This window comes from Shewanella abyssi (genome assembly GCF_023284025.1).
Lineage (GTDB): Bacteria > Pseudomonadota > Gammaproteobacteria > Enterobacterales > Shewanellaceae > Shewanella > Shewanella abyssi.
On the sequence record NZ_JAKIKR010000048.1, the window covers coordinates 16140 to 41469 of the forward strand.

General features: G+C 43.5%; 26 protein-coding genes. 8 read left to right on the forward strand and 18 right to left on the reverse strand.

What is annotated here, in order from left to right:
• Positions 1-34: 34 nt before the first annotated feature.
• The 7 genes from L2755_RS17325 to L2755_RS17355 form a co-directional block, all read right to left on the reverse strand.
• On the reverse strand, positions 35-1078 hold the full coding sequence (locus tag L2755_RS17325) for an inorganic phosphate transporter (RefSeq protein ID WP_248981932.1): 1044 nt from the start codon (positions 1076-1078) through the stop codon (positions 35-37).
• Positions 1079-1089: 11 nt separating this feature from the next.
• Entirely contained in the window at positions 1090-1758 is a 669-nt protein-coding gene (locus tag L2755_RS17330) for a DUF47 domain-containing protein (RefSeq protein ID WP_248981933.1), read from the reverse strand.
• Between the two features lie 99 nt (positions 1759-1857).
• Positions 1858-2685 (reverse strand): hypothetical protein, encoded by an 828-nt coding sequence (locus L2755_RS17335; protein WP_248981934.1) that lies wholly within the window; start codon positions 2683-2685, stop codon positions 1858-1860.
• Positions 2686-2698: 13 nt separating this feature from the next.
• Complete coding sequence (locus tag L2755_RS17340) at positions 2699-4051, reverse strand: OprO/OprP family phosphate-selective porin (protein WP_248981935.1); 1353 nt, start codon at positions 4049-4051, stop codon at positions 2699-2701.
• A 286-nt stretch (positions 4052-4337) separates the two neighbouring features.
• Positions 4338-5681, reverse strand: coding sequence for a hypothetical protein (locus tag L2755_RS17345; protein ID WP_248981936.1), 1344 nt, complete (start codon positions 5679-5681; stop codon positions 4338-4340).
• A 5-nt stretch (positions 5682-5686) separates the two neighbouring features.
• Positions 5687-6157 (reverse strand): CYTH domain-containing protein, encoded by a 471-nt coding sequence (locus tag L2755_RS17350; protein ID WP_248981937.1) that lies wholly within the window; start codon positions 6155-6157, stop codon positions 5687-5689.
• Positions 6158-6178: 21 nt separating this feature from the next.
• Entirely contained in the window at positions 6179-6814 is a 636-nt protein-coding gene (locus L2755_RS17355) for a hypothetical protein (RefSeq protein ID WP_248981938.1), read from the reverse strand.
• A 323-nt stretch (positions 6815-7137) separates the two neighbouring features.
• Between L2755_RS17355 and L2755_RS17360 the strand changes: the two genes are divergently transcribed.
• Both L2755_RS17360 and L2755_RS17365 read left to right on the forward strand, forming a co-directional pair.
• A complete protein-coding gene (locus tag L2755_RS17360) occupies positions 7138-8739 on the forward strand; it encodes an SLC13 family permease (RefSeq protein ID WP_248981939.1) in 1602 nt (533 codons plus the stop codon).
• A 44-nt stretch (positions 8740-8783) separates the two neighbouring features.
• Complete coding sequence (locus L2755_RS17365) at positions 8784-9821, forward strand: helix-turn-helix domain-containing protein (protein ID WP_248981940.1); 1038 nt, start codon at positions 8784-8786, stop codon at positions 9819-9821.
• A 22-nt stretch (positions 9822-9843) separates the two neighbouring features.
• Here the strand turns inward: L2755_RS17365 and L2755_RS17370 are convergent, their stop codons facing one another.
• Both L2755_RS17370 and L2755_RS17375 read right to left on the reverse strand, forming a co-directional pair.
• The gene (locus tag L2755_RS17370; protein ID WP_248981941.1) at positions 9844-11211 is read right to left on the reverse strand and encodes an ATP-binding protein; all 1368 of its coding nucleotides are present in this window, start codon (positions 11209-11211) and stop codon (positions 9844-9846) included.
• A complete protein-coding gene (locus tag L2755_RS17375; protein WP_248981942.1) occupies positions 11212-11895 on the reverse strand; it encodes a response regulator in 684 nt (227 codons plus the stop codon).
• A 270-nt stretch (positions 11896-12165) separates the two neighbouring features.
• On the opposite strand from L2755_RS17375, the gene L2755_RS17380 reads away from it, so the two are divergent.
• The 3 genes from L2755_RS17380 (at position 12166) to L2755_RS17390 (ending at position 14314) form a co-directional block, all read left to right on the forward strand.
• Positions 12166-12648 carry a Spy/CpxP family protein refolding chaperone gene (locus L2755_RS17380; RefSeq protein WP_248981943.1) on the forward strand — a complete coding sequence of 161 codons (483 nt, stop codon included), beginning with the start codon at positions 12166-12168 and terminating at the stop codon, positions 12646-12648.
• A gap of 106 nt (positions 12649-12754) precedes the next feature.
• The gene (gene fieF, locus L2755_RS17385; RefSeq protein WP_248981944.1) at positions 12755-13624 is read left to right on the forward strand and encodes a cation efflux pump FieF; all 870 of its coding nucleotides are present in this window, start codon (positions 12755-12757) and stop codon (positions 13622-13624) included.
• A 156-nt stretch (positions 13625-13780) separates the two neighbouring features.
• Entirely contained in the window at positions 13781-14314 is a 534-nt protein-coding gene (locus tag L2755_RS17390; protein ID WP_248981956.1) for a porin family protein, read from the forward strand.
• Positions 14315-14404: 90 nt separating this feature from the next.
• Here L2755_RS17390 and glnG read toward each other — a convergent pair whose 3' ends face one another.
• The 3 genes from glnG to L2755_RS17405 all read right to left on the reverse strand — a co-directional run bounded on the left by glnG (position 14405) and on the right by L2755_RS17405 (position 17570).
• Positions 14405-15814 carry a nitrogen regulation protein NR(I) gene (gene glnG / locus L2755_RS17395; RefSeq protein WP_248981945.1) on the reverse strand — a complete coding sequence of 470 codons (1410 nt, stop codon included), beginning with the start codon at positions 15812-15814 and terminating at the stop codon, positions 14405-14407.
• Positions 15815-15831: 17 nt separating this feature from the next.
• Positions 15832-16872, reverse strand: a complete 1041-nt coding sequence (glnL, locus tag L2755_RS17400; RefSeq protein ID WP_248981946.1) for a nitrogen regulation protein NR(II) — start codon at positions 16870-16872, stop codon at positions 15832-15834.
• Between the two features lie 179 nt (positions 16873-17051).
• On the reverse strand, positions 17052-17570 hold the full coding sequence (locus tag L2755_RS17405; RefSeq protein WP_248981947.1) for a DUF4124 domain-containing protein: 519 nt from the start codon (positions 17568-17570) through the stop codon (positions 17052-17054).
• A 212-nt stretch (positions 17571-17782) separates the two neighbouring features.
• Here L2755_RS17405 and L2755_RS22245 point away from each other — a divergent pair, with 212 nt between their 5' ends.
• Positions 17783-18358: a pilus assembly FimT family protein gene (locus tag L2755_RS22245; RefSeq protein ID WP_346348102.1), complete on the forward strand. Its 576-nt coding sequence runs from the start codon at positions 17783-17785 to the stop codon at positions 18356-18358.
• A 54-nt stretch (positions 18359-18412) separates the two neighbouring features.
• Here L2755_RS22245 and L2755_RS17415 read toward each other — a convergent pair whose 3' ends face one another.
• From L2755_RS17415 to L2755_RS17435, 5 genes are all read right to left on the reverse strand, one after another.
• Positions 18413-19036 carry a glutathione S-transferase family protein gene (locus L2755_RS17415; RefSeq protein ID WP_248981948.1) on the reverse strand — a complete coding sequence of 208 codons (624 nt, stop codon included), beginning with the start codon at positions 19034-19036 and terminating at the stop codon, positions 18413-18415.
• Between the two features lie 92 nt (positions 19037-19128).
• On the reverse strand, positions 19129-19806 hold the full coding sequence (locus tag L2755_RS17420; RefSeq protein WP_248981949.1) for a type 1 glutamine amidotransferase domain-containing protein: 678 nt from the start codon (positions 19804-19806) through the stop codon (positions 19129-19131).
• Positions 19807-19915: 109 nt separating this feature from the next.
• On the reverse strand, positions 19916-21073 hold the full coding sequence (locus L2755_RS17425) for an iron-containing alcohol dehydrogenase (RefSeq protein WP_248981950.1): 1158 nt from the start codon (positions 21071-21073) through the stop codon (positions 19916-19918).
• Positions 21074-21196: 123 nt separating this feature from the next.
• The gene (locus L2755_RS17430) at positions 21197-21799 is read right to left on the reverse strand and encodes a TetR/AcrR family transcriptional regulator (protein ID WP_248981951.1); all 603 of its coding nucleotides are present in this window, start codon (positions 21797-21799) and stop codon (positions 21197-21199) included.
• Positions 21800-21918: 119 nt separating this feature from the next.
• Positions 21919-22374: an Lrp/AsnC family transcriptional regulator gene (locus tag L2755_RS17435; protein WP_248981952.1), complete on the reverse strand. Its 456-nt coding sequence runs from the start codon at positions 22372-22374 to the stop codon at positions 21919-21921.
• A 165-nt stretch (positions 22375-22539) separates the two neighbouring features.
• Here L2755_RS17435 and L2755_RS17440 point away from each other — a divergent pair, with 165 nt between their 5' ends.
• On the forward strand, positions 22540-23715 hold the full coding sequence (locus L2755_RS17440; RefSeq protein ID WP_248981953.1) for a PrnB family protein: 1176 nt from the start codon (positions 22540-22542) through the stop codon (positions 23713-23715).
• 1 nt (position 23716) lies between these two features.
• Positions 23717-24850: an aminotransferase class V-fold PLP-dependent enzyme gene (locus L2755_RS17445; protein ID WP_248981954.1), complete on the forward strand. Its 1134-nt coding sequence runs from the start codon at positions 23717-23719 to the stop codon at positions 24848-24850.
• Positions 24851-24905: 55 nt separating this feature from the next.
• Here L2755_RS17445 and L2755_RS17450 read toward each other — a convergent pair.
• Positions 24906-25330 (reverse strand): hypothetical protein (locus L2755_RS17450; RefSeq protein ID WP_248981955.1); only part of this gene is annotated, 425 nt, incomplete at its 5' end.

Genomic DNA, 25330 nt, shown 5'->3' on the forward strand with positions numbered 1-25330 from the left:
TATTGATTTAAACAGAGCTGAAAGCGGTATAGCGCTATACAACCACCTGTTTAAAAAGGTTTTGTATGATGAATAAGCCGATAAAGCAGGCGATTGCCGACATGATCGGTGTGATCACCCACCCCATAAGAATTTTAGACAGAACCTTCCATTGCACAGGTAAACGCTTGAGGAGTGCAATGCCGATGACAGCACCAATAACCGCTTGGGAGCTCGATACAGGGACAAGCGGAATCGGAGGTAAGCCTATCGACACAAAAGCATTGGATAAGCTTTGTGAAGAGAAGATAAACAGTACGATGGAATGCGCCATCACTACGACCCATGCAGTCACTGGTGTCATCGCAATGAGGTTGTCTCCTACCGTCAGCATCACTTTCTTTGAGTAGGTGAATACACCAATGCTGATGGCGATGGCACCAATGAAAAATAGCTGCATTGCTGCTGAGAACTCAATGCTTAAAATGGTCATTGCATCGATGGGAGTACTTAATACAAACACCCCCATGACATTGGCAATATTGTTGGCCCCTAAACTGTATGAGCCAAACGCGCCAGCAACAATAAGGCCTATACGGGTCCATTTATCGAGTTGAAAAAGACCTGGTCGTAGCCGAGCAATGGCTGCTGTTACTCCTTTAAACAGCAGTACAGCCGTGATTGCCGCGAGAATAGGGCATAGCACCCAAGTGGCCATGATTTTAGTGAGTACTTCAGAGTCGGTAGGCATGCCACTAAACAGATTCCAGCCAATGATGGCGCCAACGATGGCTTGTCCTGTCGAGACGGGTAATCCCGATTTTGTCATAAAATAAACGGTGGTCGCGGCCGATAACGCCACGGTGAAGGCCCCACCTATTGCGGACACTTTGCCTAATGCGCCTAAGGTGTGTGAGGCACCGGCACCGCTGATCACCGCCCCCAATATGACCATCACGGAACAGATCATTGCTGCCGTTGAGAACTTGACCATTTTGGAACCCACGGCAGTGCCAAACACATTCGCCGCATCATTTGCCCCTAATGACCAACCGAGAAACAGGCCACTAGAGAGAAAAATCCAGATTGCGATATCCATAATGTTCCTCCTTACTGCACACGTTTAAGCGTGAAGATGGCGATGCGATCACTGATGTCTTCAGCTAGATTGGCCACTTGATCGATACGGTCGCAAAAATAGCGCAACTGAACTTTGTTAACTAGAGGCAGTTCGGTATCAAATAGCAGCACTTTGGTGCGAGTACACAGCCGATCAGCCTCGCTTTCAAATGCTATTACCTTGGTATGATATTCCTGCACTCGCTGTAGATCGGTGAAGAAACTTTTAGCGCACAGTAAGGTGTGGTCGATAGTATCACCTACGGTGTTTAGCAATGTCAGTAGCTCTTCACCAATGGCTTGAGGGATGAGAGGCTGTTCTATTTTTAAGTGTAAACCAATGGTTTCTTGTTTATTGATCAAGCGATCGGTGAGATCAATTAACGATGCTACATCAGAGCGTAAGTCCGGGATCAGTGTTTTACGATAAAGTGTTTGTTCTATTTCTCTTTTTAAAATATCGGCTTGATGTTCAATACTTTGTAATTCCATTAATGCTTCGCCAAACTCTGGGCTTTTTGGGCCATAAGTTAAGTAGCTTTTCCACATTTGAATGGACTTTTGATGGGACAATGTCACTTGCTCAAAAAAAAGATAGACCTTGGTTTCAGTCGATTCGCTCTGAGAAAGAAGCGTAGTGAGCCGAGAAAAGCCAAACATTGGCATCTCCTTAAAGTTAGATACAGATTAGGGGAGGGTTGCAAACAAGGCCGCACGGGAGCGGTGTGCCGCCAAGTCTGCAATAAAGGTGCTGCGGTATTACTTAAATGCTTTACTCATCTTAAATGTTGCGGTGGTTTTTGAACCTTGATTATCGCCTTCGCCTAAATTAACGGCATTGACCTGTTCAAATAGGTAGTCATAAGCTTCTTTAAGTCGCTCTTTCTTTTTTAAGCTGCCCTTAAATGAAAACTCTGTGAAGCTGACCCTTGGTTGGCGGTAGTAGGGCGTCCATAGTTGAAAATCAATTTCGATATCATCAAAACGCTTGTCTTCCAACTTACCTTCCCAGCCATGAGTTCGCATGACAACAGTTTGGGCCAAGTCTTTTTTGTTGGCTTCATAAATGTCACCAACAATTTCCCATACTGTGCTGTTGCCTTTTAAAATCTTGAAGACTTGCTCGTAGTCCACTTTTTTGACATCAATATCGCCAGGTGAGAAGGGAATATCGTAGCTGACGCTATAAGCCGCTTTGCCATTGGTGTAGTCTATTTCGGCTTTTTTGTAGCTACTGACATCACCAAATGCTTCTGGGTTCGCGGCACGTAGCTTAACCGTTATCTTGCTCTTTCTTGGTTTGGTTACATGCTCTCGAACACGAATGTTGATGGCTTTTTCTTTAAAAGCACGATTCGGTGTGTCGATGTAGGTCACTAGCTTAATTGACGTATCTTCATCAAATTTAATAAAGCTAAATGCTTTTCTAAATTCTGGCGTTATCTTGTCTGCAGCATAGGGTAGGGTTTTACCCACACCTGTGTTGACATGATACTCAAGCGAGGTGAATTGCTCTGGTGATAAAGCATAAGCACTAGAACTTAAACATAAATTCACTAAGCCAACGAGTAGTAGATTATTTCTCATCGTCTTACCTCCGTTAGAATCTAAACTGGACACGGGCTTGGAAAATATTACCGTCTTGTTCATAAAGCATGACATCTGGATCCATTTGGCTTTCAAATCCTTCGTCGTAATCTACTTGGGTGTGAACGTAGTTTAATTGTGCTTTTAGATTATCTTCTAAATACCAGTTTAGACCGAGAACATAGTCTGTTTTCTTGCCGCCATACACATCGACACCGGAGTCATTAAAGTCGGCGTAATCCACACGAGCTGCTATTTCCCATGCGCCATAGCCGCCAGCAGAAATGGCATTGTCGGGTTTAACCGTTTTAAAGGTGCCTTTCTTGCTACCGTAGCTCCAGCTTTCCCCTGTTAAGGTATAAACTGCTTGAGCATAACTGCCCATAAATGTGGCTGAGCCTTCGTCATCCACATCGGTTTTCGCCATCATGTATTCAGCTTGGATTAAAAAGTTACGATGTTGGTATGCAGCCTCTACACCATAGTGCTGTGTCGATTCAGTATCAAATTTTCCAGTATCGATTAAGCGACCCGTCGCTTTGGTATTTGGACGGGCTCGGTAACGAATCTCTTGCGTATTACTGTTATTTTTTGTGTATAACGCACTGGCACCAATGTGTAATAGGTGGTCGCTATTCTTAATCGGTGTCATGGTAAAACGAGTATTGAAGACGTCTTGCTTTTCATTTAAGTCGTCGTCATTAATCAACGCCGTAATACCATAACCTGCGGTGAAGTTATAACCGTCGCCATAATATAGCCAAGACGCACCTACCGCACGTTCAGGTGAGAAGGTATCGGTTGATGCACGCTCTAAAAAGGCAAGGTGAGCAGAACTCCCCGAGGCCTCTAAACCGAAACCAAATTTCTGGAAACCAATTTTAATTTCAGAGTTATCAAATCCGCGATAATTGACATTGGCATCTTTTACTTCAACTTCAGACACGCCATCAAAATCAAATTCTAACGAGTATTTCCACACGTTTGAGAAATAGCCTTCTACACCAAAGCGCACACGGCGAAAGCTGACTTCATTAATACCGTCTTCATATTCGTTCTTGCTACCGGTATAGAATGGGTCTGCATTGACATAATCCAATTGGATACGGCCGGTAAACTGCATCGTTGATTGACCATCTTTGGAGATCATTTCAGGTGATGGATTGCCGGAGCCAAATTTAATACGATCTACGTCTTTAGCGGCGTCTTTAGCTTCAATTAGTTCAATTTCTAGCGCATTAAGTCGTTCTTCAAGCTCCATCACTTTATCTGTTTCGCCAGCCATCGCAGCCGATGAAAAACAAAGTAGTGATGCGGAGATAGCAAGTGCAACACGAGATGGGGAAAATACGTTTTTGTTCACCATAATTCTTATCCTTAATGTCATTCTTATTAGTGTTAACGCGGTGTAAAGGCTTGGTGTTCCCTGATGCGTTAATAGTAGAGACATATTTAAAATAAAAACATGATCCAGATCTACTAATTCCAACTTAATCGTACAGGTCGCGTCTAATTTTTCATTAAGTGGTGATGAGAGGGATTGCTAAGGTAAAGCCATTTGTTTGCTTGTGCTTTCTAATGGGAATAGCGGTAGCAGACCGCGACCTTATGAGATAGATGCAGTGATTTTTTAAAATGTTGATTAGCGAGTGCTACTTGTCTACATTATTGATATTAATATTGTAAACACCATGTATTCCTTTTCTGCTGGACACGATTCGATATTGAGAATAGTCAGTGATACCGTCAGTCGTGATACTCACAAAGAGCTGTATCGTGTGTACTTTATGCACGGTGGTAACGCGTATTTTTTGCTCAGAATGGTAGCAGTGGTTACTCAATATTTTGGGTAGAGATCTGAGGGTTTTACTTAGGTTTATTGTCAGTTCATCTATAAACTTTTCGCTGTCGTTTTGTTGCTTGTAATCGCTGAAGTTGTAACTTCTTTGGTATACCCAATGTACTTGCGAGTCAGTAGAGTCTTGAGGTGATAACCGTTTTAGAATCGACTGAATTTTTTTCGGCAGTTGACTGCGTTTTTGCCGATAAAAAGTTTCTTTAGTGTGGGCAATTTCAAGCAAACTATTGCCTTGATAAAACCGTGATTGATGTTGAAAGTAACGTGAAGAAAATTTTTCCATGAGGTAGTTTCTACCTAACTCCTTGATGCGATCTTTAAATATGTACGACAGGACTAAGGAGAAGAAAAAGGGGGTCGAAAAATTGCCGAATGCTCTTTGCGTAGCAAAAGCGACACCGGTAGCAAACGCCATGGCAAAGGCCGCAGCTAATCCAAAAATGAACTGTTCGGCCAATTCGCCATTTTTAAGTTTCTTACGCTTTACTTTATAAGGACTATTAATAACTTTGCGAGCGATATGGAGCTTATTTAATAAACGCTCCCGCCCCTCTTCTGTTACATCGTGTAGTTTTAGATTATTGATTTCTGCAAAGTGTTTTATTTTCTCTATCAGTCGATCAATATTGGTATCAGCTTTAGGTTGTAGACTGCGTGCTAGTTGTAATAGTGACTGATAGAAATAATAGATGATTTGGTGCAGGGCTAACCTGTAAAGGCGACTCTCGGTAAGCTTAGATTCATTGTCATGAATAGTGCAAAACGTTTCGATACATTCATCCACTAAGAACAATGTGCCTCTATCTGCTTGGACCACAATAATGCGAGTGTCGGTGACAAAATGCGATAGCGCTTTGCGATAAAGGCTAATCTTGTTGGCTGCTTGGGCATAGGCTGTTTGCTTTAATACTAATAGCTCTTGCTGTAGTGACGTGATACTGGGTGTTGTTGTTGATTTCAGTAACTGCTTTTGCAATAGATTCTGATAAAAACTGGCCGGATTAATAATGTCGCTATTCTCTGCCAACTGGGGGGGAAGAAAGAAATGTACCTTTAACTGAGCATGTTTTATGTGAGGCGGAAAATCCGCCTTCACGTTTAGGTGGTACTGATCAGCTTGAAATAGCGACACGGTCATTGGATCTACCAAGTGGTGTAAGGTTGCTTCATCAACATAGAGTTGTAATACCTAGCATCACCCGTCACCTCTTCACCTAACCAGCTTGGCTTACTGACGGTTTGAGCTTCGTCGGTAAGCTCCACTTCGGCAACAATTAAACCTTGGTTAGTTTGGTAGAACTCATCTACTTCAAAAATATGGTTTGCGTAATCAACTAGGTAACGCGTTTTATCGATTACGCCAGCTTCGCAGATCTTTAATAGCTCTTCTGCTTCAGAAACTGGGATTTCATTTTCCCATTCATAGCGTGAAGCACCCGATTCATTACCGATACCTTTTATGGTTAGATATCCTTTGTCACCTTTTATTCGTACACGAACAGTGCGCTCTGGCACTGAGCTTAAGTACCCTTGAATAATACGTACTGAACGTGCTGCTAGCGTTTTGAACTCTTCATTTTTTACGAGGTATTTTCTTTCAATTTCTTGAGCCATTAGTATCTTCTCCGAATTAAATTAGTTGGCTAGAGGTAGGTTTTTCATACCGATAATGCGTTTGATTGCTTGTAAGTAGTTAATGTTCTCGACGCCAACGAGTTTTACGTCTTTGATAGTCTGTTGAATATCTTCCAGTTCAGTTGATTCGCTATTAATGCTGACAATTTTAGCCCCATTTACTAGTACATTTGCCACTTCACAAATCGTATTGTTCACCATATAGCCAAAGCGCTCTTTGTGAATTTTTACGGCTTGTAGATCGGGGTGACTATCAATAAGTGCAATAAAGGCATCAAAACTGTATTCAACTTCGGTTAATTCAGGAAGTTCCACCATGAAGGCGGGAAATATTTCATCAACCAGTTGCTGCTTGCTGATTGGGAACTCAGCTTTTAGCTTAGGATCCCACTGTTCTAAGCCATCAGTGGTTGTCACATAGGATTTCACATCCATTTTACCGTCGCGGATCTTAGTATTATTTAAATCGTTTGTGCGAGACATAATGTAGATTTCGTCACTTTCACGGTGCCAAACTTTTTCAGGAATAGGCATAGAGAGGCGAGCCATGCGCTCTGCCGATTCTGTGAAGTCTTGACCAAAAGTGCGGAACTCAAAACGTGGCTTAGAAATTTCACCGATTTTTAACTCTGACATTACAGATTCCTTTGGAGGTAGATTGTTATTTGATTAGGATCGTTATTACAGTACTCATAATGAGTCATTAAAAAGCAGATCTAGATCAATATTATAACCAATAAGTTTAGACCTGATCTTACGTTTTTTACCGGTGTTATCGTTGTGATTTATAATTACTTATTAAAATACATGCAGTTATCATCTGTATTGGTTTACTGCCTATTGCTGGTTTATTTTTATATTAAAACTAAATGAATGTTTTGTTGATCTTGATCGGCTTTTTTATTGATATTAATCGTTAAGGTTTACATAAAGGTTATCAAGCGTAGGGAATAATAATAATGTCTAAAGAAACAGTATCTCAGACCGACCCTCTCGATATGAGTCAATATCGAATGGAAACGTTGCCTGTACGTTCAAAAAGTAATTTTGAGCAATGGCTAGCGAGAGGGGGGATATGGGTAGCGTTGATCGTTTTTGTTGCAATTATTATGTCTGAGCCCGCTGTTTTCTTAGTTGATTTTGATCCGCAGACATTGAGTAAAACTGCATTTGAAAGCTTTCAGGCTAATGGTTTAAGTATCTTTAGTGCCCGAGGTGCAGCCATGCTTGCTATCTTTTGTGCTGCGGTGATTTTGTGGATAAGTGAACCGATCCCCAATTATTTAACGTCGCTAATGGTCATCATTACCATGGTATTGACCGGTGTATTACCAGAAAAAGTGGCCTACGCTCAGTTAGGGCACCCAATCATGTGGCTGAATATATTGTCTTTTATTCTTGCTTCTATGTTGGTGACCTCTGGCGCTGCCAAACGTTTTGCCTTGTGGTTTGTTTGTCGCTTTGGCACCAGTGCAACACCCATATTTTACAGTTTTATGGTGATTAACTTAGTGTTATCGGCGTTTATTTCGGCCACCACAGCAAAGGCTGCGATACTGATGCCTATTTTTATGGTCATTGCGGCGGTTTATGGTGCACGTGGCGGTGACAACAAAAATAACTTTGGCCGCAATCTAGTACTGCAAAACTTACTGCAAATTAATTTGTGTGCAGGCGCATTTGTGACGGGTTCAGGGGCTAATCTGTTAGCTGCTAGTTTGATTGCGGGCGCTATTGGAGGCAGTTTCTTCTTTGCCGATTGGATGATCGTCGCGTTACCAATAGTACTATGTATGGTGGTTATCGGCTGGCTGGTGGCAACGAAAATATTTTTTCCATTGGCGCCAGAAGAACGTCTGCCACAAATTGAAGGGGGAATGGAGCGTCTGCAACAAGAGTTAAACAAAATGGGAAAAATCAGCTGCAGAGAAATTAAATCTCTGGTGATTTTCATTACTATTCTGGCCTTTTGGGCAACAGACAAATATCATGGCGTTAGTGCTACCGCGATAGCATTTATTGGTGCGATAGTAGCGCTTTGTCCACGCATTGGCGTCGTCAACTGGAACGAAGTCGATGTGCCATGGCATCTACTATTGTTCTCGGCAGGGGCGTACACGTTAGGGGCTGGATTTAAGCAAACAGATCTACCCAACCTGGCCGTCAATTTTAGCCTAGAGTATTTTGGCTTGGATGAAACCACACCGTTTAGTGTTTTTTATATTGCACTTACGGGGGCAATGTTACTTAGTTCTTTGGTGTTCCAATCGAAGACTATGCGTACAATGTTGTTTGTCCCCATTGCGATTGGCATTGCACAGCGGTTTGATTTTCCTATTATGAGTTTGGCATTGCCAGTAGCATTGCTGATTGAACATGTGTACGTTTTGCCGTTTAATAGTAAGCCTGCATTGCTACTCTATTCCACTGACCATTACAGTCTAAGTGATACCTTTAAATTTGGTTTTACGATGTTGATGATTGGCTGGGCTGCCAGTATCTTAATGGGGGAAACTTGGTTTAAATGGTTGGGTTATGTGCCTAATGGTGTGTTCTGGTAACATTAGAGGTAGCTGTGACTTTACCTGCGTTAGCGAGATAGAATATGAGTGCTAAGAACAATGAAATTCGCAGTAAGCTTGCGTTGCTACAACTGGCTGAAGAGTTAGGTAGCATTAGTAAGGCTTGTGACATTATGGGTTACAGTCGTGATAGTTATTATCGCTTTAAAAAGCAATATGCCACTGCTGGCGAGCGTGGTCTGAAAAACTTGTCACGGAAAAAGCCTGCAATTAAAAACCGTGTATCTGCTGCCATTGAAGATCAGGTGATTGAAATTGCGCTTGATTACCCGAATTATGGCCAGGCAAAAGCCGCTGAGTTACTTTCTGCTAGGGGATGTGTGATATCGGCTAGTGGTGTTAGAACCATTTGGGTACGTCATAATCTCGAGACTAAAAAAAGTCGCTTATTGGCGTTAAATGCCAAACTAAAGCAGGAGAAAGACTGGTCGCCATTGGAGCAGCAGCACTTAGAGCAGCTGTATAAGCTGGCGCCAGATGACCCTATGATAGAGTGCTTATTCCCCGGCGATATTTGCGTGCAGGATACATTTGATTTAGGTGACATTGCGCCTTTAGGCTCGGTATATCAGCACACTTTTGTGGATGGCTATAGTCAATATGCGATTGCAGCCGTAATGCCTGATAATAGTTCTGCGTCAGTGTCGGCATTTCTATCGGATATTGTTTTGCCTTGGTATCGAGATAATCAGATAAAGATTAATAGTGTTTTGACCGATAGAGGAACGGAGTTCTCAGGTAAGAAAGGCATCGCGTTTAATGCTGTTCTTACTGCGCAGAAGATTAAGCATATTCAAATGAGAGCTTACAATGGTCCAGTGGTTAATGGTTTAGCGGCTAGGTTCCAAACGTTTGCCTACAATGAATTTTTTGAGCCCTTCCTAAAGGGGAATAAAGTGACGTCGATAGTGCAACTCAATGAACATTTTAGTGAATGGCAGTCGCAATATAATCAAGGTGAGTCACAGCCTGGACGATATACATTGGGGAAAACGGCGGCAGAAGTGCTAACGTTAAGTCGCCATTTGCTTGAAGCTTCAACTAAAACGACCTCTGCTTGAAAACAGAAGCCGCTAATCGCCGCTAACGCGGTAGGCTAATGGTCACAATGAGTCCATGGGGCTGCATATTTTCAGCTTTTATCTGACCTTGATGCGCCGTCACCGCCGCTTCAGCAATCGCTAAACCTAATCCCCATCCGCCAGACTCTCTATCTCTTGCCGATTGCGGACGATAGAAGGGTTTAAAAATAGCGTCTAAGTCGCTAGCATCAGGGATCCCGGGTCCGTCATCGATAATTTCAAGTTTGATTAACTCGTCAGTAACCGAAGTTCGAATGATAATCTGTGATTGTGCATATCGAATCGCATTACGCAGTAAATTCTCAACGGCTCTAGAAAGTGGCCTTGGGTAAAGCGGCAGCTGTATCGATTCATCGATATCGATATGCAATAGCTTATTTTGTTGTTGAGCCTCAAAATCGGCATCATCCAGCACTTGGCTTAAGGTCTCCGCAAGTTCTAAGTTATGTTTAGATTCGGTAGCATTAAGCTTGACTCGCGACAGCTCTAATAGCTCGGCAATCATCTGTTCTAATTGATCGGCTTCATATTCGATACGCTGAGTTTCTTGGGTTTCTTGACCTTTTTTACGACTAAGCGCCAGTGATAATTTAAGGCGGGTCAGTGGTGTTCTAAGCTCATGGGATATATCGCTTATCAACCGCTGCTGACTTTTAACCATATCTTCAACAGAATCTGCCATACCATTAAATGCCTGAGCTAGCTGCCCAAACTCGTCATTACGTTTGGCCGTAGCGCGATCGACACGGCTACTTAAATCGCCATTGGCTAAAGCGTCGGCGCTGCGTTTTAGCGAGCGTAACGGTTTACCTAAATGCCATGCAAATAAGCCACAGAGCAGCCCTGACAATAAGATGGCAATGCTTAGCGTGAGGATTTTATTGTCAATAAAAAATAAAAACCAAGGTCGTGGATGATGCTCTGGTAACGTGCCATAAAGCGCATATTGTTTGTTTTCAACCTTAAATAGGTAAGGGCCAAAAAAGAATTCATTACGAAATTGGTGTTTTATTGGCTTGCCTGCTTCATCAGCCATCAGCATAAACTGCCGTAGCGCTCGTGAAGGTTTGCGGCTATTAAGCACATTTGAATTTTCATCGACCAGAAAGGCTCGATACGGTCGGCCTTTTTTTTCTTTGAAACGATTCCAACGTCTCATGTTTTCCGGTTGCAGTATTCTAGGATTGTCAATGATGCGGTTTGCTAGCTTGGAGAGCATCTCTTCAAGCTGTGGCGGTAGTTCTGATTGGTCATGGTTTTGTTGCACCAGGGGCAAAACAGCGACTAGAGCAAAGATTAACGAGCTACACAGCCAAAAACCGAGTAGCAATTTTACAAAAATATTATTGGGGCTTTTTCTCAATGACATTTAGGGTAACCAGATATAACCTTTGCCGCGAATGGTCTTAACGCGTGGACGACCATCACTACGTTCAGGCATCTTTTTACGTAAGTTAGATAGATGCATGTCTAAACTTCGGTCAAATGGCATCAGTTTCTTGCCGAGGACTTTCTGACTAAGTATCTCTTTAGTTGCTAGCTCACCTGCATTTTGTACTAATTCAAACAGCAGACTAAATTCAGTACCGGTCAGAATGATAAGTTGCTCCTGGCAATGCACTTCTTGACGAGCTGGGTCTAAACTGAGATCGCCAAAGGACTGTATCGTTTGAGCATTATCATTGGCTTGTATATGAGTTCGTCTGATGATGGCGCGAATACGTGCGACTAACTCGCGGTCATTGAATGGCTTGGGGAGGTAGTCATCTGCGCCAATTTCTAGGCCGACAACTCTGTCTATCTCATCGCCTCGTGCCGTTAACATCAGCACTGGAGTTTGCTTCTTGGTACGCAATGCACGTAATACTTCAAAACCATTGAGTTTAGGTAGCATTACGTCGAGCAAAATAAGATCAAAAGTTTGCTGTAATGCGAGATCGAGTCCTGCCTGGCCATCATGGGCTAATGTCAGCTCAAACCCTTCTAGTTCTAGTAGTTGTGCCAGTAATTCAGACAGACCTAAGTCATCATCTATCAACAGTATGCGGCTCATGCTCACCCTTTTCCTTACACTTAATATCAGCAGTATACCCTGTTTGATGTCAATTGCCGTTTAGGAGTGTAATTCAATGTAAAGGAGGGCGTCATCCTTATTTCCACTGAGGAGAACAATAGTTAATGCAATGGCTATTAACGTTTGCTGCGTTTGCTTTACAGTGTTTTACGTAACAGAAACCCTCACTTACATTGCAATGACTACACTATTAATCTTGGTAAATAGTTTAGCGTTATGGCGCTAAATTTAATAGAGAAGGGCTAGCAGATGAAAAAGTATACTTTGAAAGCAGGCTTATTGGCGTTAGTAGTCAGTAGCGCATTACTCACCGTTGCAGTGCGAGCAGCGGATGAGCAGCCTGAGAGCAACCAGCAAGAGCATCATCAGATGAAAGGTGAGCGCGGCGAGCATCATGATAAAATGCGTAAGATGTTCCGCGGATTAGATCTATCGGATGAACAAAAAACCCAAGTAAAGGCGATATTGAGTTCCCATCGTGATGAGATGGAGCTGAACCGCCCATCGAAAGAAGATCGCGCAACGCAAAAAGCACAGATGCTGGAGTTTATCACTGCGGACAGTTTCAATGAGGCTGAAGTTAAGCAAGCATTAGCGGCTAAACAGGAAGATCGTCAACAAAAAGCCGTCAATATGATGAAGCTGCAAAACCAAGTTTATCAACTGCTGACACCAGAGCAGCAAGAAAAATTTAAGAAACGTTTTGCTAAGAGTAAACACCACAAAAGATAATTTACATAAAATAGACATTAAACATGAGGGGAGTTATCCGTTTTCCCTCCGTTTAATATAAACTTAAGATCTGGACTTCCCTTACATTGACGCGTAAACAGATCTTATGAATGACACTTCCCAATATGATTTTTGGGTTAAGCTTGCTAGCCGCGCTGCAGTTGCTACAGCCTTAACCCTTATCATTATAAAGTTAGCCGCATGGATGTATTCTGGTTCAGCCAGTATGTTGGCCTCTTTAACAGACTCTTTTGCTGATGCTTTGGCATCTATCGTCAATTTTATTGCTATCCGCTATGCAATCGTTCCCGCCGATCAAGATCATCGCTACGGTCATGGTAAAGCTGAGCCGTTAGCCGCACTTGCTCAGTCAGCGTTTATTCTCGGATCTGCATTTCTGCTGTTTTTCCACGGTGGTGAAAGGCTCATCAATCCTGTTGAGGTAAAGCATGTCACGCTTGGGGTGATTGTCTCTATTATTGCAATCGTGCTTACCTTTGCCCTGGTGATGTTACAGAAAAGAGCATTAGCGGCGACCTCAAGCACGATAGTTGAGGCTGATGCGCTGCACTATAAGTCGGACTTGTTCTTGAATGCCGCCGTGTTATTGGCATTGGTGTTATCGCAATATGGCTGGTGGTGGGCCGATGGTTTGTTTGCTGTACTGATTGCCCTTTTCATTGGCCAGCAAGCCATCGGCTTAGCGTATAAGTCAGTACAATCATTGTTAGACCGAGAGTTAGATGATGATACCCGACTTAAAATCAGCGAGATCGCCATCGCTGACCCACAGGTTAAAGGGATCCATGATCTTAGAACAAGGGAGTCTGGTAAGACGATGTTTATTCAATTTCACCTAGAGTTAGATGGTTCGCTGAGTTTGGAACTCGCTCATACCATAGCCGTTGATACGTCTATTAGGATCCGGCATGAGTTTGGTAATGCTGAGGTGATTATTCACCAAGACCCAGTGTAAATAGCGCTAATAATGTGTTTGCAAGCATATCGTGATATTGAAATTTACTAATAGAGATAGTTATTTATACTCACTGTGTCGCAATTTGTATCTTCGCTGTGCTAGATTCCACCCCATCAAAAACGATGTAAGGGAATCATCATCAAAAAATTATCAATTGTAGCATTAGCGGTTTTAGGATTAACGGCTTCAAATGTTGCTTCTGCAGAGACGGATCGTGTTGGAGCATATGTAGGTGGTCAAATCGGTGCCTTTTCAGCTGACGTTGAAGAGTTATCTGAATCAGGCCAAAGCTATGGTCTTTATGGCGGTTACAACTTCAATGAGTGGTTTGGTTTAGAGGCTGTGCTATATGGGACCAATGACATTCTCGAAGAGGATGGTATTAGTGTTAGCGCCACTTCATTTTCGGTTGCACCCAAGTTCACATGGGTGATTAACGATACGTTTTCTTTATACGGGAAAGTCGGTCTAGCGTCTGCTGCATTGGTTTTTGAGAGCGGCTCAGAAGAGTTGGATTTCACTGGGAACGGTGTGGTCGTTGGCGCCGGCATTAATGCTGCGCTAACTGAAAAACTAACCATTCGTTTAGGTTATGATTTAACCTCTACTACACTTGAAATTGATGATCTGGGCGATGTTGATGCTGAGTACTCAAACGTGACCTTAGGAATGCATTACCATTTCTAGTCAGCTTTGAGCGCACTAAATTGACCTACAAAAAAGGATATCAAATGATATCCTTTTTTGTTGCTAGCTTAGCAGCATTTGTTAATGAGGCTATTCCATCGCCAGCTCTTTTAGCTTGCGGGTTAAGGTGTTACGCCCCCAGCCCAAACGTTTGGCTGCTTCTTGTTTATGGCCGTTAGTATGTTTTAGGGCTGTTTCTAGCAAAATGCGCTCGAAAGCAGGTTGGACTTCAGTGAGTAAGTCACTTTCTCCCTCGGCTAAGCGCTGATCTATCCATCGTTTTAGTGCCGTTTCCCAGTCGTTGGTCGCTGTATGTTCATTATGAGATGCTGTGGTTTCCTCTATTAGCTCTGGTGGCAGATCTTGTGGCAAAATCTCCTGCCCTGACGCCATAACGGTTAACCAACGACAGGTGTTCTCTAGCTGGCGAACATTACCGGGCCAAGGCAGTGTTGCAAGTTTATTAGCTGCTTCTTTCGTCAGTATTTTTGGCTCTACATCGATCTCTTTTGCTGCGATGATTAAAAAGTGACGTGCCAGTTGAGCAATATCTTCTCGTCGCTGCGATAAAGGTGGCAGATGCACTCTAATCACATTTAAACGGTGAAACAGATCTTCTCTAAAATCACCCTTGTGCACCAGTTGTTCTAAATTTTGGTGGGTTGCGGCAATAATACGCACATCAACTTGCACCGGGGAGTGGCCGCCGACGCGATAAAACTGACCATCGGCTAACACCCGCAATAAGCGGGTTTGCACATCTAAAGGCATATCGCCAATTTCATCTAAAAACAGCGTGCCACCATTTGCTTGTTCAAATCGGCCTTGGCGAACACTTCCCGCCCCGGTAAATGCCCCTTTTTCATGACCAAAAAGTTCCGACTCGATTAAGTCCTTCGGTATTGCCGCCATATTAATCGCAATAAAAGGCTTACCTTTTCTCGGGCTGTGTTTATGTAAGGCGCTGGCGACAAGCTCTTTACCTGTACCAGATTGGCCATTAATGAGTACGCTAATCGATGAACGAGATAAGCGGCCGATGGCTCTAAACACCTCTTGCATTGCGGGTGCTTCACCGATGATTTCTGGAGTGGCGATAACTGGCTCGGCAGGTGTACTGCTATTACTTTGTTCGTTAGCATGAGTAATAGCGCGCTCTACGAGCGAGATGGCTTCGTCAATATCAAAGGGTTTAGGCAAGTATTCAAATGCCCCAGCTTGATAAGCACTGACTGCGCTATCAAGGTCAGAGTGAGCCGTCATAATGATTACCGGAATGTGGGGGTAATGATTTTGTAGGCGTTCGAGTAGCGTTAAGCCGTCGGTACCCGGCATACGAATGTCAGACACAATGACTTTGGGCTGCGATGTTTCTAGGGCGTCCCATAGTGACTCGGCAGCAGCAAAGCTTGCACTACTGAGTTTGGCGCCTTGTAACGATTTCTCAAGTACCCAGCGAATAGAGCTATCATCATCGAGGACCCATACTTGTTCAGTCATGTTGTTGTTTTCCTCATTTAACTATTGATGGGTAGAGTGATGGTGAATTCGGTGCGTCCTGTAGAGGAGTCACATTCAATTCGACCGCCATGTAATCGGGCAAAATTATGGGCAATCGATAGCCCTAAGCCAGAACCTTGCTCACGTCCAGTGACCATGGGGTAAAAGAGCGTATCCATTAAGTCAGGGTTAATTCCGGGGCCGTTGTCGATGACCGACAACATCAATACCAATTTATGGCGTATTGTGCCAATCGTTACCTGGTGCTGAGTGCGCGTCTTTATACGGATATTACCGCCCGCCATATCCAGAGCCTGAACTGCATTTTGCACGATATTAAGCACCGCTTGTTGCAGTTGGTCTGGGTCCATTTCGATGTCAGGTATTGAAGGGTCATAATCTTGCGTCAAAGTAACATTGTCAGGCAGAGTTAAATTGACCAGCTGCAATACCTTGTGAATGACTTCGTGGATATTATAAAGGCTGTGCTGTGTCGGTTTCTGTGGGCCCAAGAGTCGGTCTACCAGAGCTCTTAAGCGGTCAGCTTGCTCAATAATCAAGTCGGTAAACTCTTTGAGTTCAGGCTCTTTGAGCTCCCGAGATAACAGTTGTGCAGCGCCTCTTAATCCCCCAAGCGGATTTTTTATTTCATGGGCGAGATTTCTAACTAGAAACTGAGCTGCTTGCTGCTGGGCATCTTGGGTTAATTGCTGGTGGATACGCCTCTGTTGGTCGACTTGTCGCAGCTCTAATAAAGCTTGTCTATATTCTTGTTCTATAGGGGTTAGTGTCACATCTACAGTGTGTTGTTGGCCGTCAAGAGTGACCAGTGAAACGGTATTGACGGTGAGTCCTTGGTTATTTTTAATGGCTAATTGCAACATCTGCAGGTCAACGGCCAATGTCTGATAATGTTCAGGCAGACTCAGCTCTAGGAGCTTGTTATTACTCACGCCCAAAAGCTGCTCAGTAGCGACATTAGTGTAAAGCAGTTCTAGCTCGTCATTGATAACGAGCACTGCAGTGACTAGATGATTGAGCAATAAATCGGTATCCATCAGCTACTCCGCTTTAATCAGTTGCACCATTTTGGGGTTCTAACTCGGTTGCACCACTATGGTGCACCAAAGTGGTGCAGCTTGCAACTCGGCCTCATCGGAGTAATAACGTTATATAGAATCTACTAAGAGTATGTATTTAAACGTGTTAAATAGTTGTTTCTGAGCTTTAGTTGTCACTATCTTGCTCTGTTTTGTATTGTCCGATGAAGAAATACTTTCCTTGGCAGAGTAGATGCAAGTAGTTTGCCGTCTTGTGCCAGTGCTTTAATAACAAAAGTATGTTCACCGCGGTCGACATTCGACACTTGGAACAAACCGCTTTGTTGTGCTTCACCTTGTTGCTTGCCGTCCATAAACAGCACTAATAGATGTGAAGCAGCGAGTTCAGGTTCAATCTGCAGTGCGATAGCAATATGACCTTGGTTACTTCTTATTGTTTCCTCTTCGGTAGGAGAGGTGATACGCAAGCTGTAGTTAATTTTATCGGCAGTAGGCGATAGATTACGCTCTGATTGACTTTGCGGTGGGGGAAGCTTTACTTGGTTCTCTGTATTTTTGTTAAACTCGACCACTTCTGCATTTTTTACTGGCTGATCAGAAAAGTGTACCTTGCCGTCCTGATCTACCCATTTATATACAGTCCCATGGATAAGTGGGCTGACAAGTAGTATTAAAACCAATAAAACTAGACGCATTGTGATTTCCTTTGTGACACATTATCTCACTCAGATTAGCGCCTTTTCAGCAATAAATCATGAACTTTGTTAGTGATGATTATCCATTTTTATTCATAAAGTTAGCTTCGTTAGCCGAGGGCGCTATTTTGTACTAGTGTTGATACTGGGTATGTGGTGAACTGATAGCTATGTATGTTTTGGAAAAGGAATTCAAAGGTAGGGAATTTGGTGTGAGTAAAATATATCGTGGTTTTACCTTAATAGAGCTCGTGGTGGTTATTATTATACTGGGAATATTGGCGGTTATTGCAGCGCCTAAATTCCTAGATCTAAGAACCGATGCTGAACTTTCAGTGTTGAAAGGCATGCAAGGCAGCTTAAAATCCGCTCGTGATCTTGTTGGGGCACAGATAGTGCTACGACCGGAAAACCTTAACCTTAACAATACTCAAAATAGTTTTACGTTAGAAAATGGCCAGGATATTTTTGTCACAGCTAATTACCCAGAAGGCCGCTGGAATAACGCTTTTATATATTTGGTTGATTTTGATGCTGTCACCTATATCACTTCAAATCAATGTGACGAAGATACGAGTTGGTGTGCGCGTCACCGTGGTTTGGCTTGGTTTAGTAGTCGTGGTTATGCGGATTCAACGGTCGGGCGGGGGTTTGTCATTTTTCCTAAAGGTAACGATGTTAATATAGACCGTTGTTACTTATATTATTTTACTCCAAATGCCCGTAATGAACCCAAAACTGGAGTGCTACCGGTGGTTGAGTTGGATTTGACTGATTGTGTTAATTAGTTGTCATTTGGTTTAAATTTAAGGCAGCCAGTGGGCTGCCTTTTTTGTAGTCGCTTAACGATTATCGTACTGCTGCTCAATCTCGCCAGCTTTAGTACTATTAGCATGCAGGGCTAACTGCTGTGCGTAAGTCGCAATGTTGAGGTATTTTTCCGTCTCACCACTGGCCACTAACAACTCTACGATAAACGACATCATGATATCTGCCCCAGTGAGTTTATCCGCCACCAAGTAGCGCTTACCCGCTAAAGCCTGATTGACATAGCTCAGCACTTTTTCAGTTTCAACCGCGGCGTAGCCTTCCAGAAAATTGGTTTGACAACCGTCTTTGGCGACAAACATTCTGAGCAACAACGGCAGTATTGCCGAGCTTTCAGCAAAGTGTAGCCATTGCAAATACTCGACATAATCACTACAGCCTTTTTCTGGTGCTAGCTTTCCAGCTGCATGAGTGTCAATTAGATACTCAGTAATGGCACCTGATTCTGCTATAACCTGCTGGTTATATTCGATCACCGGTGATTTACCGAGTGGGTGAATGGCTTTAAGCTCTGGTGGTGCAAGAAAAGTGTCTTTGTCTCTTTGGTAGGCTTTGATTTGGTAATCAAGCTCTAGCTCTTCGAGTAGCCAGATAATACGTTTAGAGCGAGATTTGTTTAAGTGATGCAAGGTGATCATTGGCTGTCCTAGTGAAAATGCTTTGAGCTGAAAAAGGGCTAAACGGGCATATTTAATAATATACCCGTTTACGTAAGCGCGATGGCCTACAATTAGCCTAGTTGCTTGATTATCTCATCGGCAACGACTTCAGAAGATGCTGGGTTTTGACCTGTGATCAAATTGCCATCAACGGCTAAGTAGCTCGTCCAGTCATCGCCTTTACTGTATAGCGCACCATGGGCAATCATCATATCTTCAACAAGGTAAGGAACGATGTCAGTGAGTTGCACCGCTGCTTCTTCAGTGTTGGTAAAGCCGGTCACCCTCTTGCCTGCAACTAACGGAGTACCGTCAGCGGCTTTGACATTTTTAAGTGCACCAGGAGCATGACACACGAGACCGACAGGCTTGCTCGCTTGATAGAAGCTTTCAATCAATGCGATAGAGTTGGCATCATTGGTCAGATCCCACAATGGCCCATGCCCACCAGGATAGAACACGGCATCGTAATCTGCAGCATTAAGGTCAGCCAGTACCTGAGTTGTCGCAAGTAGCTGTTGTGCGTCGCTATCTTTATTGAATCTATCTGTCGCGGCAGTTTGAAAATCAGCTTGTTCGCTGCTTGGATCAAGCGGTGGCTGGCCGCCGGCCGGAGAAGCTAGGGTGACGTTAAAACCACTGTCTTTAAAGCGGTAAAAAGGGCTGGCAAACTCTTCTAACCAAAAGCCTGTTTTTAACCCGGTATCGCCTAATTTATCGTGTGAGGTCAGTACCATTAATACGTTCATTTATAATCCTCTGTAATTTAATCGTTTAGTTAAAAACCTGATTGCAAAAAATGTATTTGTTATAAGCGCACTAGAGCAGGTAGATTGAAGCTAAAGTGCGCTTAAGTTACTAAAGGTTGCGCTCTAAAATCTTGCGACTCATGGCCAAATCAACATCTTGCTTTTCACCCAATGCCGTCATTCCGTGAGCTTCTAGTTGTGCCATGATTTGGTCGATGCTATTAGCATCCAAACCGTAATCAGAAAGACGGGTTTTAATGCCCATGGCTTCGAAGAACTCACGGGTTTTAGCGATGGCTGCATCGATAATTTCATCGTTAGTGCCTTGAGTTATGCCCCAAACACGATCCGCATACTGTAATAACTTCTCCTGCTTAGCTTCACGGCGACAATCGAGCATACCTGGCAGCACGATAGCGATAGTGCGAGCGTGGTCGATGTCATACAGCACAGTCAGCTCATGGCCAATCATATGGGTTGCCCAGTCATGGGGAACGCCGCGACCGATGACGCCGCTTAGCGCCATGGTGGCCACCCACATCAGGTTGGCTCTAACATCAATGTCTTTTGGCTCACTGAGGGCGTTGGGTCCAAGCTCGATCAAGGTTTGTAGTAAACCTTCGGCAAATCGGTCTTGTACTGGGGCGTTAACTGGGTAGGTTAGGTACTGCTCTGTGATGTGAATAAAAGCATCGACAACCCCATTGGCCACTTGGCGCTCAGGCAGGGTAAAGGTTTTACTTGGATCTAAAACTGAAAACTTTGGATAGACATGATCGCTCATGAAAGAGAGCTTTGCTTGATACTCTTTACGAGTCACAACGCTAGCGCTGTTCATTTCCGAACCCGTGGCTGGCAAGGTTAATACCGTGCCGAATGGCAGAGCTTGAGTCACTTTTGCGCCCCAGCTTAAAAGAATGTCCCAAGGTTCACCTTCAAACAGTGCGGCAGCGGCAACAAATTTAGTGCCATCAATCACTGACCCGCCACCAACGGCTAATAGAAAATCAATATTCTGCTGTTTAACAACATCAACTGCGAGCATTAATGTTTCGTAAGTTGGATTGGCTTCAATACCACCAAACTCCACAACATCACGTTGTCCAAGAGCTGCTTTTACTTCATCTAAGGTGCCAGTGCTTCTGGCGCTATTGCCGCCAAACAGTATTAATACTTTTGCGTCTTTTGCGACTAAATTGTCTAGTTCGGCAATCTTGCCTTCACCAAAGCTGATATGAGTTGGGTTGTAGTAGTCAAAGCTGTTCATAATCTTTCCTATCTATCGACACGTGTTATCGAATGAGTATGAGATATTTAGTAGACCAGTCGTCTAGTAAATAGTTAAAAAATACCCGCCTTAAGCGTAGGCGGGATGAGATAAAACTGTTGGCTATTTCAGCACTGGGAGAGGCTGTGCCAACAGGGCTTTGGTTACTTGCAATACGCGTCCAATTGCATTTGGATCACGTGACAGTTTATTTTTTAAGCTCGCGCCTAACCAAAGTTGATATAAGGTTTCTGCAGTAATGTTAGCTTGCATTACTGGCAGTGATTGGTCGTTGATGCCAGCTTCAATACAGTGGGCAAGCCGCGCAATAACGGCCGATGAGCCTTTATTGAGCGCAAGTCGCATCGACTCCGATAGATCAGCCACTTCGGCACTGAGCTTAACCACTAAGCATTTTTGGTCAATACTGCAATCGCTCTGAGTTGCCTGCCAGTGCAGCCAATAGCTCATGAGTCGCTCAAGACCGGAACCGTTTTTGGCGTCAAACAGTTCATCAATACTGCGTAGGTATCCCTTGAAGTAACTGTTAATGATCTCTTCACCAAACTGCTCCTTAGATTTGAAGTAGTGGTAAAAAGAGCCTTTTGGAACATCGGCAAACTTTAGGATCTGTGACAAGCCCACGTTCGAGAAACCTTTACTCGAAATTAAGCTATAACCAGAATCAATAATATGCTGACGTGTTTGTTGAGATTCAATTTTCATAGCCGCTAGTTTAAATGCTATTAGACCGGTCGTCTAGTGAATTTCCGATATTGGTAGAATTAAGTGTTTTTTATTTGCTCTAGTTTAATCGAATTCTCGATAACATATTGAATGTTAGTTTATTTTAACGGCAGGGTGTTCCTTGAAAAGTTTTGTTTGAGCACCACAGTGGATTCAATTCCGGCAATACAATTTAAACTGCCCAAAGATTTTTTAACGAAGCTTTCATAGCTGAGGAGATCGCTGGCGACAATTTTTAGAACGTAATCATGTGCGCCGGTGACGACTGAGCATTCCATCACTTGCTCTAGACTTTGCATTGCAGTTTCGAACCGTTCAGCGTGATGATCTGAATTTTCAGTGAGCCGCACAAAGGCATACACCACCACATTGAGCCCGACCTCCTTAGGTTCTATTTGCGCTGCATAACCGCTTATCACTCCCGTTTGCTCGAGCTTTCTGACTCTACGAAGGCAAGGAGTATCAGACATATTTAGCCTTGCAGCGAGCTCGGAAATAGCAATACGGCCCTGTTTCTGCAAAATAGCGAGGATATTGAGATCTTTACTGTCCAAGGAAAACTCCAAATTCAGTTCTATGGTTAATTTCAATAATATAGCTTCAATTTATAGTGGATTCCGATCATAAATGGAAGTTATAGACAGGGAAATGATGATTTTAACCTTGGAGATGCTGATAGGCTAACTTAACAAAATAACAACAATAATTGGAGTCGCTAGATGACATTGAATACTCGGGCTTTTGACCACTGGATCCGTAGCCGTTTTGTCGAGCTTAATACCCAGTTAGAGCTGCTGTATGCAGATCAAGTTGATCGCGCAAATGTCGAAGGTATTGGCGAGTCTCTTAAAATAGCATTGGAAGCAGAAGGTCGAGAGATGATTGCGACATTGTTGGCTGAGGGGAATACCGACCAAGGCTTTGATCATGCTTTTGGCTTATTGGGTAATGTGGGCTTATATATGGCCGCATGTCGCCGCCATGAGATAACGGAACCATCACGGGAGAAAGTATCGCCATTAACGGAAGCGTCAGCGCTAGCGATGCATATCGGTGCCTCTATTGGTGTCACGCCTCGATTTGCCACAGCACACTTAACCACCCATAACAGTGCTAAAAATGGCCTATATAAGCGCTTTACCAGCTTGCCTGCTGAACAGCTGTTCATTGATTACAATACTAAAGGCATTCTCGCTTATAAGCGGGCTGCAGATGCATTATTAAAAATACAGCCTCTTGGCATTTCTCATCCCATAGCCGCAGATCTACTCATCGTCGCCAAGCAAGCACTTATAGATGTAAAAGAATCGAATAAACAGTTATTTAAAAAGCTAGATGCCGATGACTTTTTCTATTGTGTTAGGCCATATTACAAACCGTATCGCGTAGGCATTCAGGTTTACCGTGGCGCAAATGCCGGTGACTTTGCCGGGATCAATGTTATCGATATGCTACTTGGGCTTTGCGCGGCCAATGAACCCGGTTATTCACAAATGTTGGTGGATAAGTTTCTTTATATGATGCCTGAAGATCAAAGTATTCTACGTGACTGCATGCGCCGCTCCAGCTTCATGGATGATCTGCTAGCGCTGCAGCATTTAAACCATGAAGCATGGTTTAAAGAGAACGTAAGGCTGTTTCTTGAGGTGTGTGAACTACACGGTGAAACGGCGATTCAACATCATAATGAGTTAGTTAACAAGTATATTGCTATCCCCTCTAAAACCATGGAACAGCAACATATGGATAAGGTCACAGCAAGTGGTCCGCCGCTGCCAGTGCTGCTTAATGCGTTGGAAAAATTGCGCGACAGGCGCGCAGCAGCGCAGCGCAGTGATATCAATACTCGCTATGATGATATTAAGTCGCTGACAGCAAGTTTAGAGGCCAGTTAATATGGATGATTTAACCAATAACCATAAGCACGATTTTATGCTCGCACCTGGAAGCTACCTGCTAAATCACTCGGTTGGCAGACCGCTCAAAACCGCTGAAGCTGCATTTAGGCAGCAGTTTTTTGCGCCATGGCAAGACTCTGGCGTCGAACCGTGGGGAGACTGGCTTGGCATTATTGAGCTTTTTACCAAGGGTTTATCGAAAATGTTTAATGCCCCCGCCAGCGAATTTTGTCCGCAAGTTAATCTCTCGAGCGCACTGACTAAATTGGTGATGTCGGTGGCACGATTACAGCGTGATGGTGCCGTGATCTTGATGAGTGAGATTGATTTCCCCAGTATGGGTTTTGCACTGAAAAAAGCGTTGCCAAAAAACTGTGAGCTGCGGTTTATCCCAAAAGAACAGGATATTACTGATGCAAATGTGTGGGATGCTCACCTAACGACGGATATCGATATGGTATTTGTGAGTCATGCCTATTCCAATACCGGGCAGTTATCTCCTGTGCATGACATTGTTTCGACAGCAAAATCGAGAGGTATTTTAACCCTGATCGATATCGCTCAATCTGCGGGAGTGGTGCCAATGGATTTAGCGGCTCTGCAGGCTGACTTTATGATTGGTTCAAGTGTTAAGTGGCTATGTGGTGGCCCAGGCGCCGCTTACTTATGGGTTAACAGTCAGCATATTGCGGATTGCCAGCCCAAGGATGTGGGTTGGTTTAGTCATGAAAACCCGTTTGAGTTCGATATTCATGATTTTAGATACCATAGCAGTGCGCTTAAGTTTTGGGGGGGAACGCCTTCTGTGGCGCCCTATGCGATAGCGGCCCATAGTATTGATTATTTCTGTCAGCTAGGCTCAGACAAACTGCGGCAACATAATCAGCATTTAATTGAGCTGGTGGCCAATGAGCTCGATAGTGAACTGGTATCTCCCCGAGAGCAAGATAAGCGCAGTGGCACTATGATCCTGAATTTTGGTCAGCGGCAGCCACAGGTAATGTCGACCCTGAAAAGTGCCAACATCAGTGTTGATGCGCGTAGCCAAGGTATAAGAGTGTCACCGCATATTTACAATGATGAAGCGGATATCTTGCGGTTATTGGAATTAGTAAGAACAGCAGTTAAGTGATTAGGATTATTGCTCTCTAGCCAAAGGCAAAAGAGCAAATAGGCCAACTTTTACATTAGTGCTTAACAGCATGAAGATAGCTTTTACGATAATCAAACCGCTGATTTAAGCGGGTGATTTCACCTAAACTCATATTGGCAGCGACAGTATTTCCGTTATTGTCAGAGACATACTTTTTAGCGGTTCTATTTACAAAATCAACCACATAAACATTATCACTTTTAAGTGCTGTTGCCGCTTCTAATGCTGCTGTATTAGAGCAGTCGTTACATTGTGCTACCGAGTTCATCTCTGCGAAGCTTGACGCGGAAAAGAGTAAGCTTGCCATCATTAATGAAGTCGTAAGGTTTTTTCTCATTATTCTACCCTTGATAAAAATGTGACACACGTCACACTTTATCAAGGGTAGAATAATGAGAAAAAACCTTACGACTTCATTAATGATGGCAAGCTTACTCTTTTCCGCGTCAAGCTTCGCAG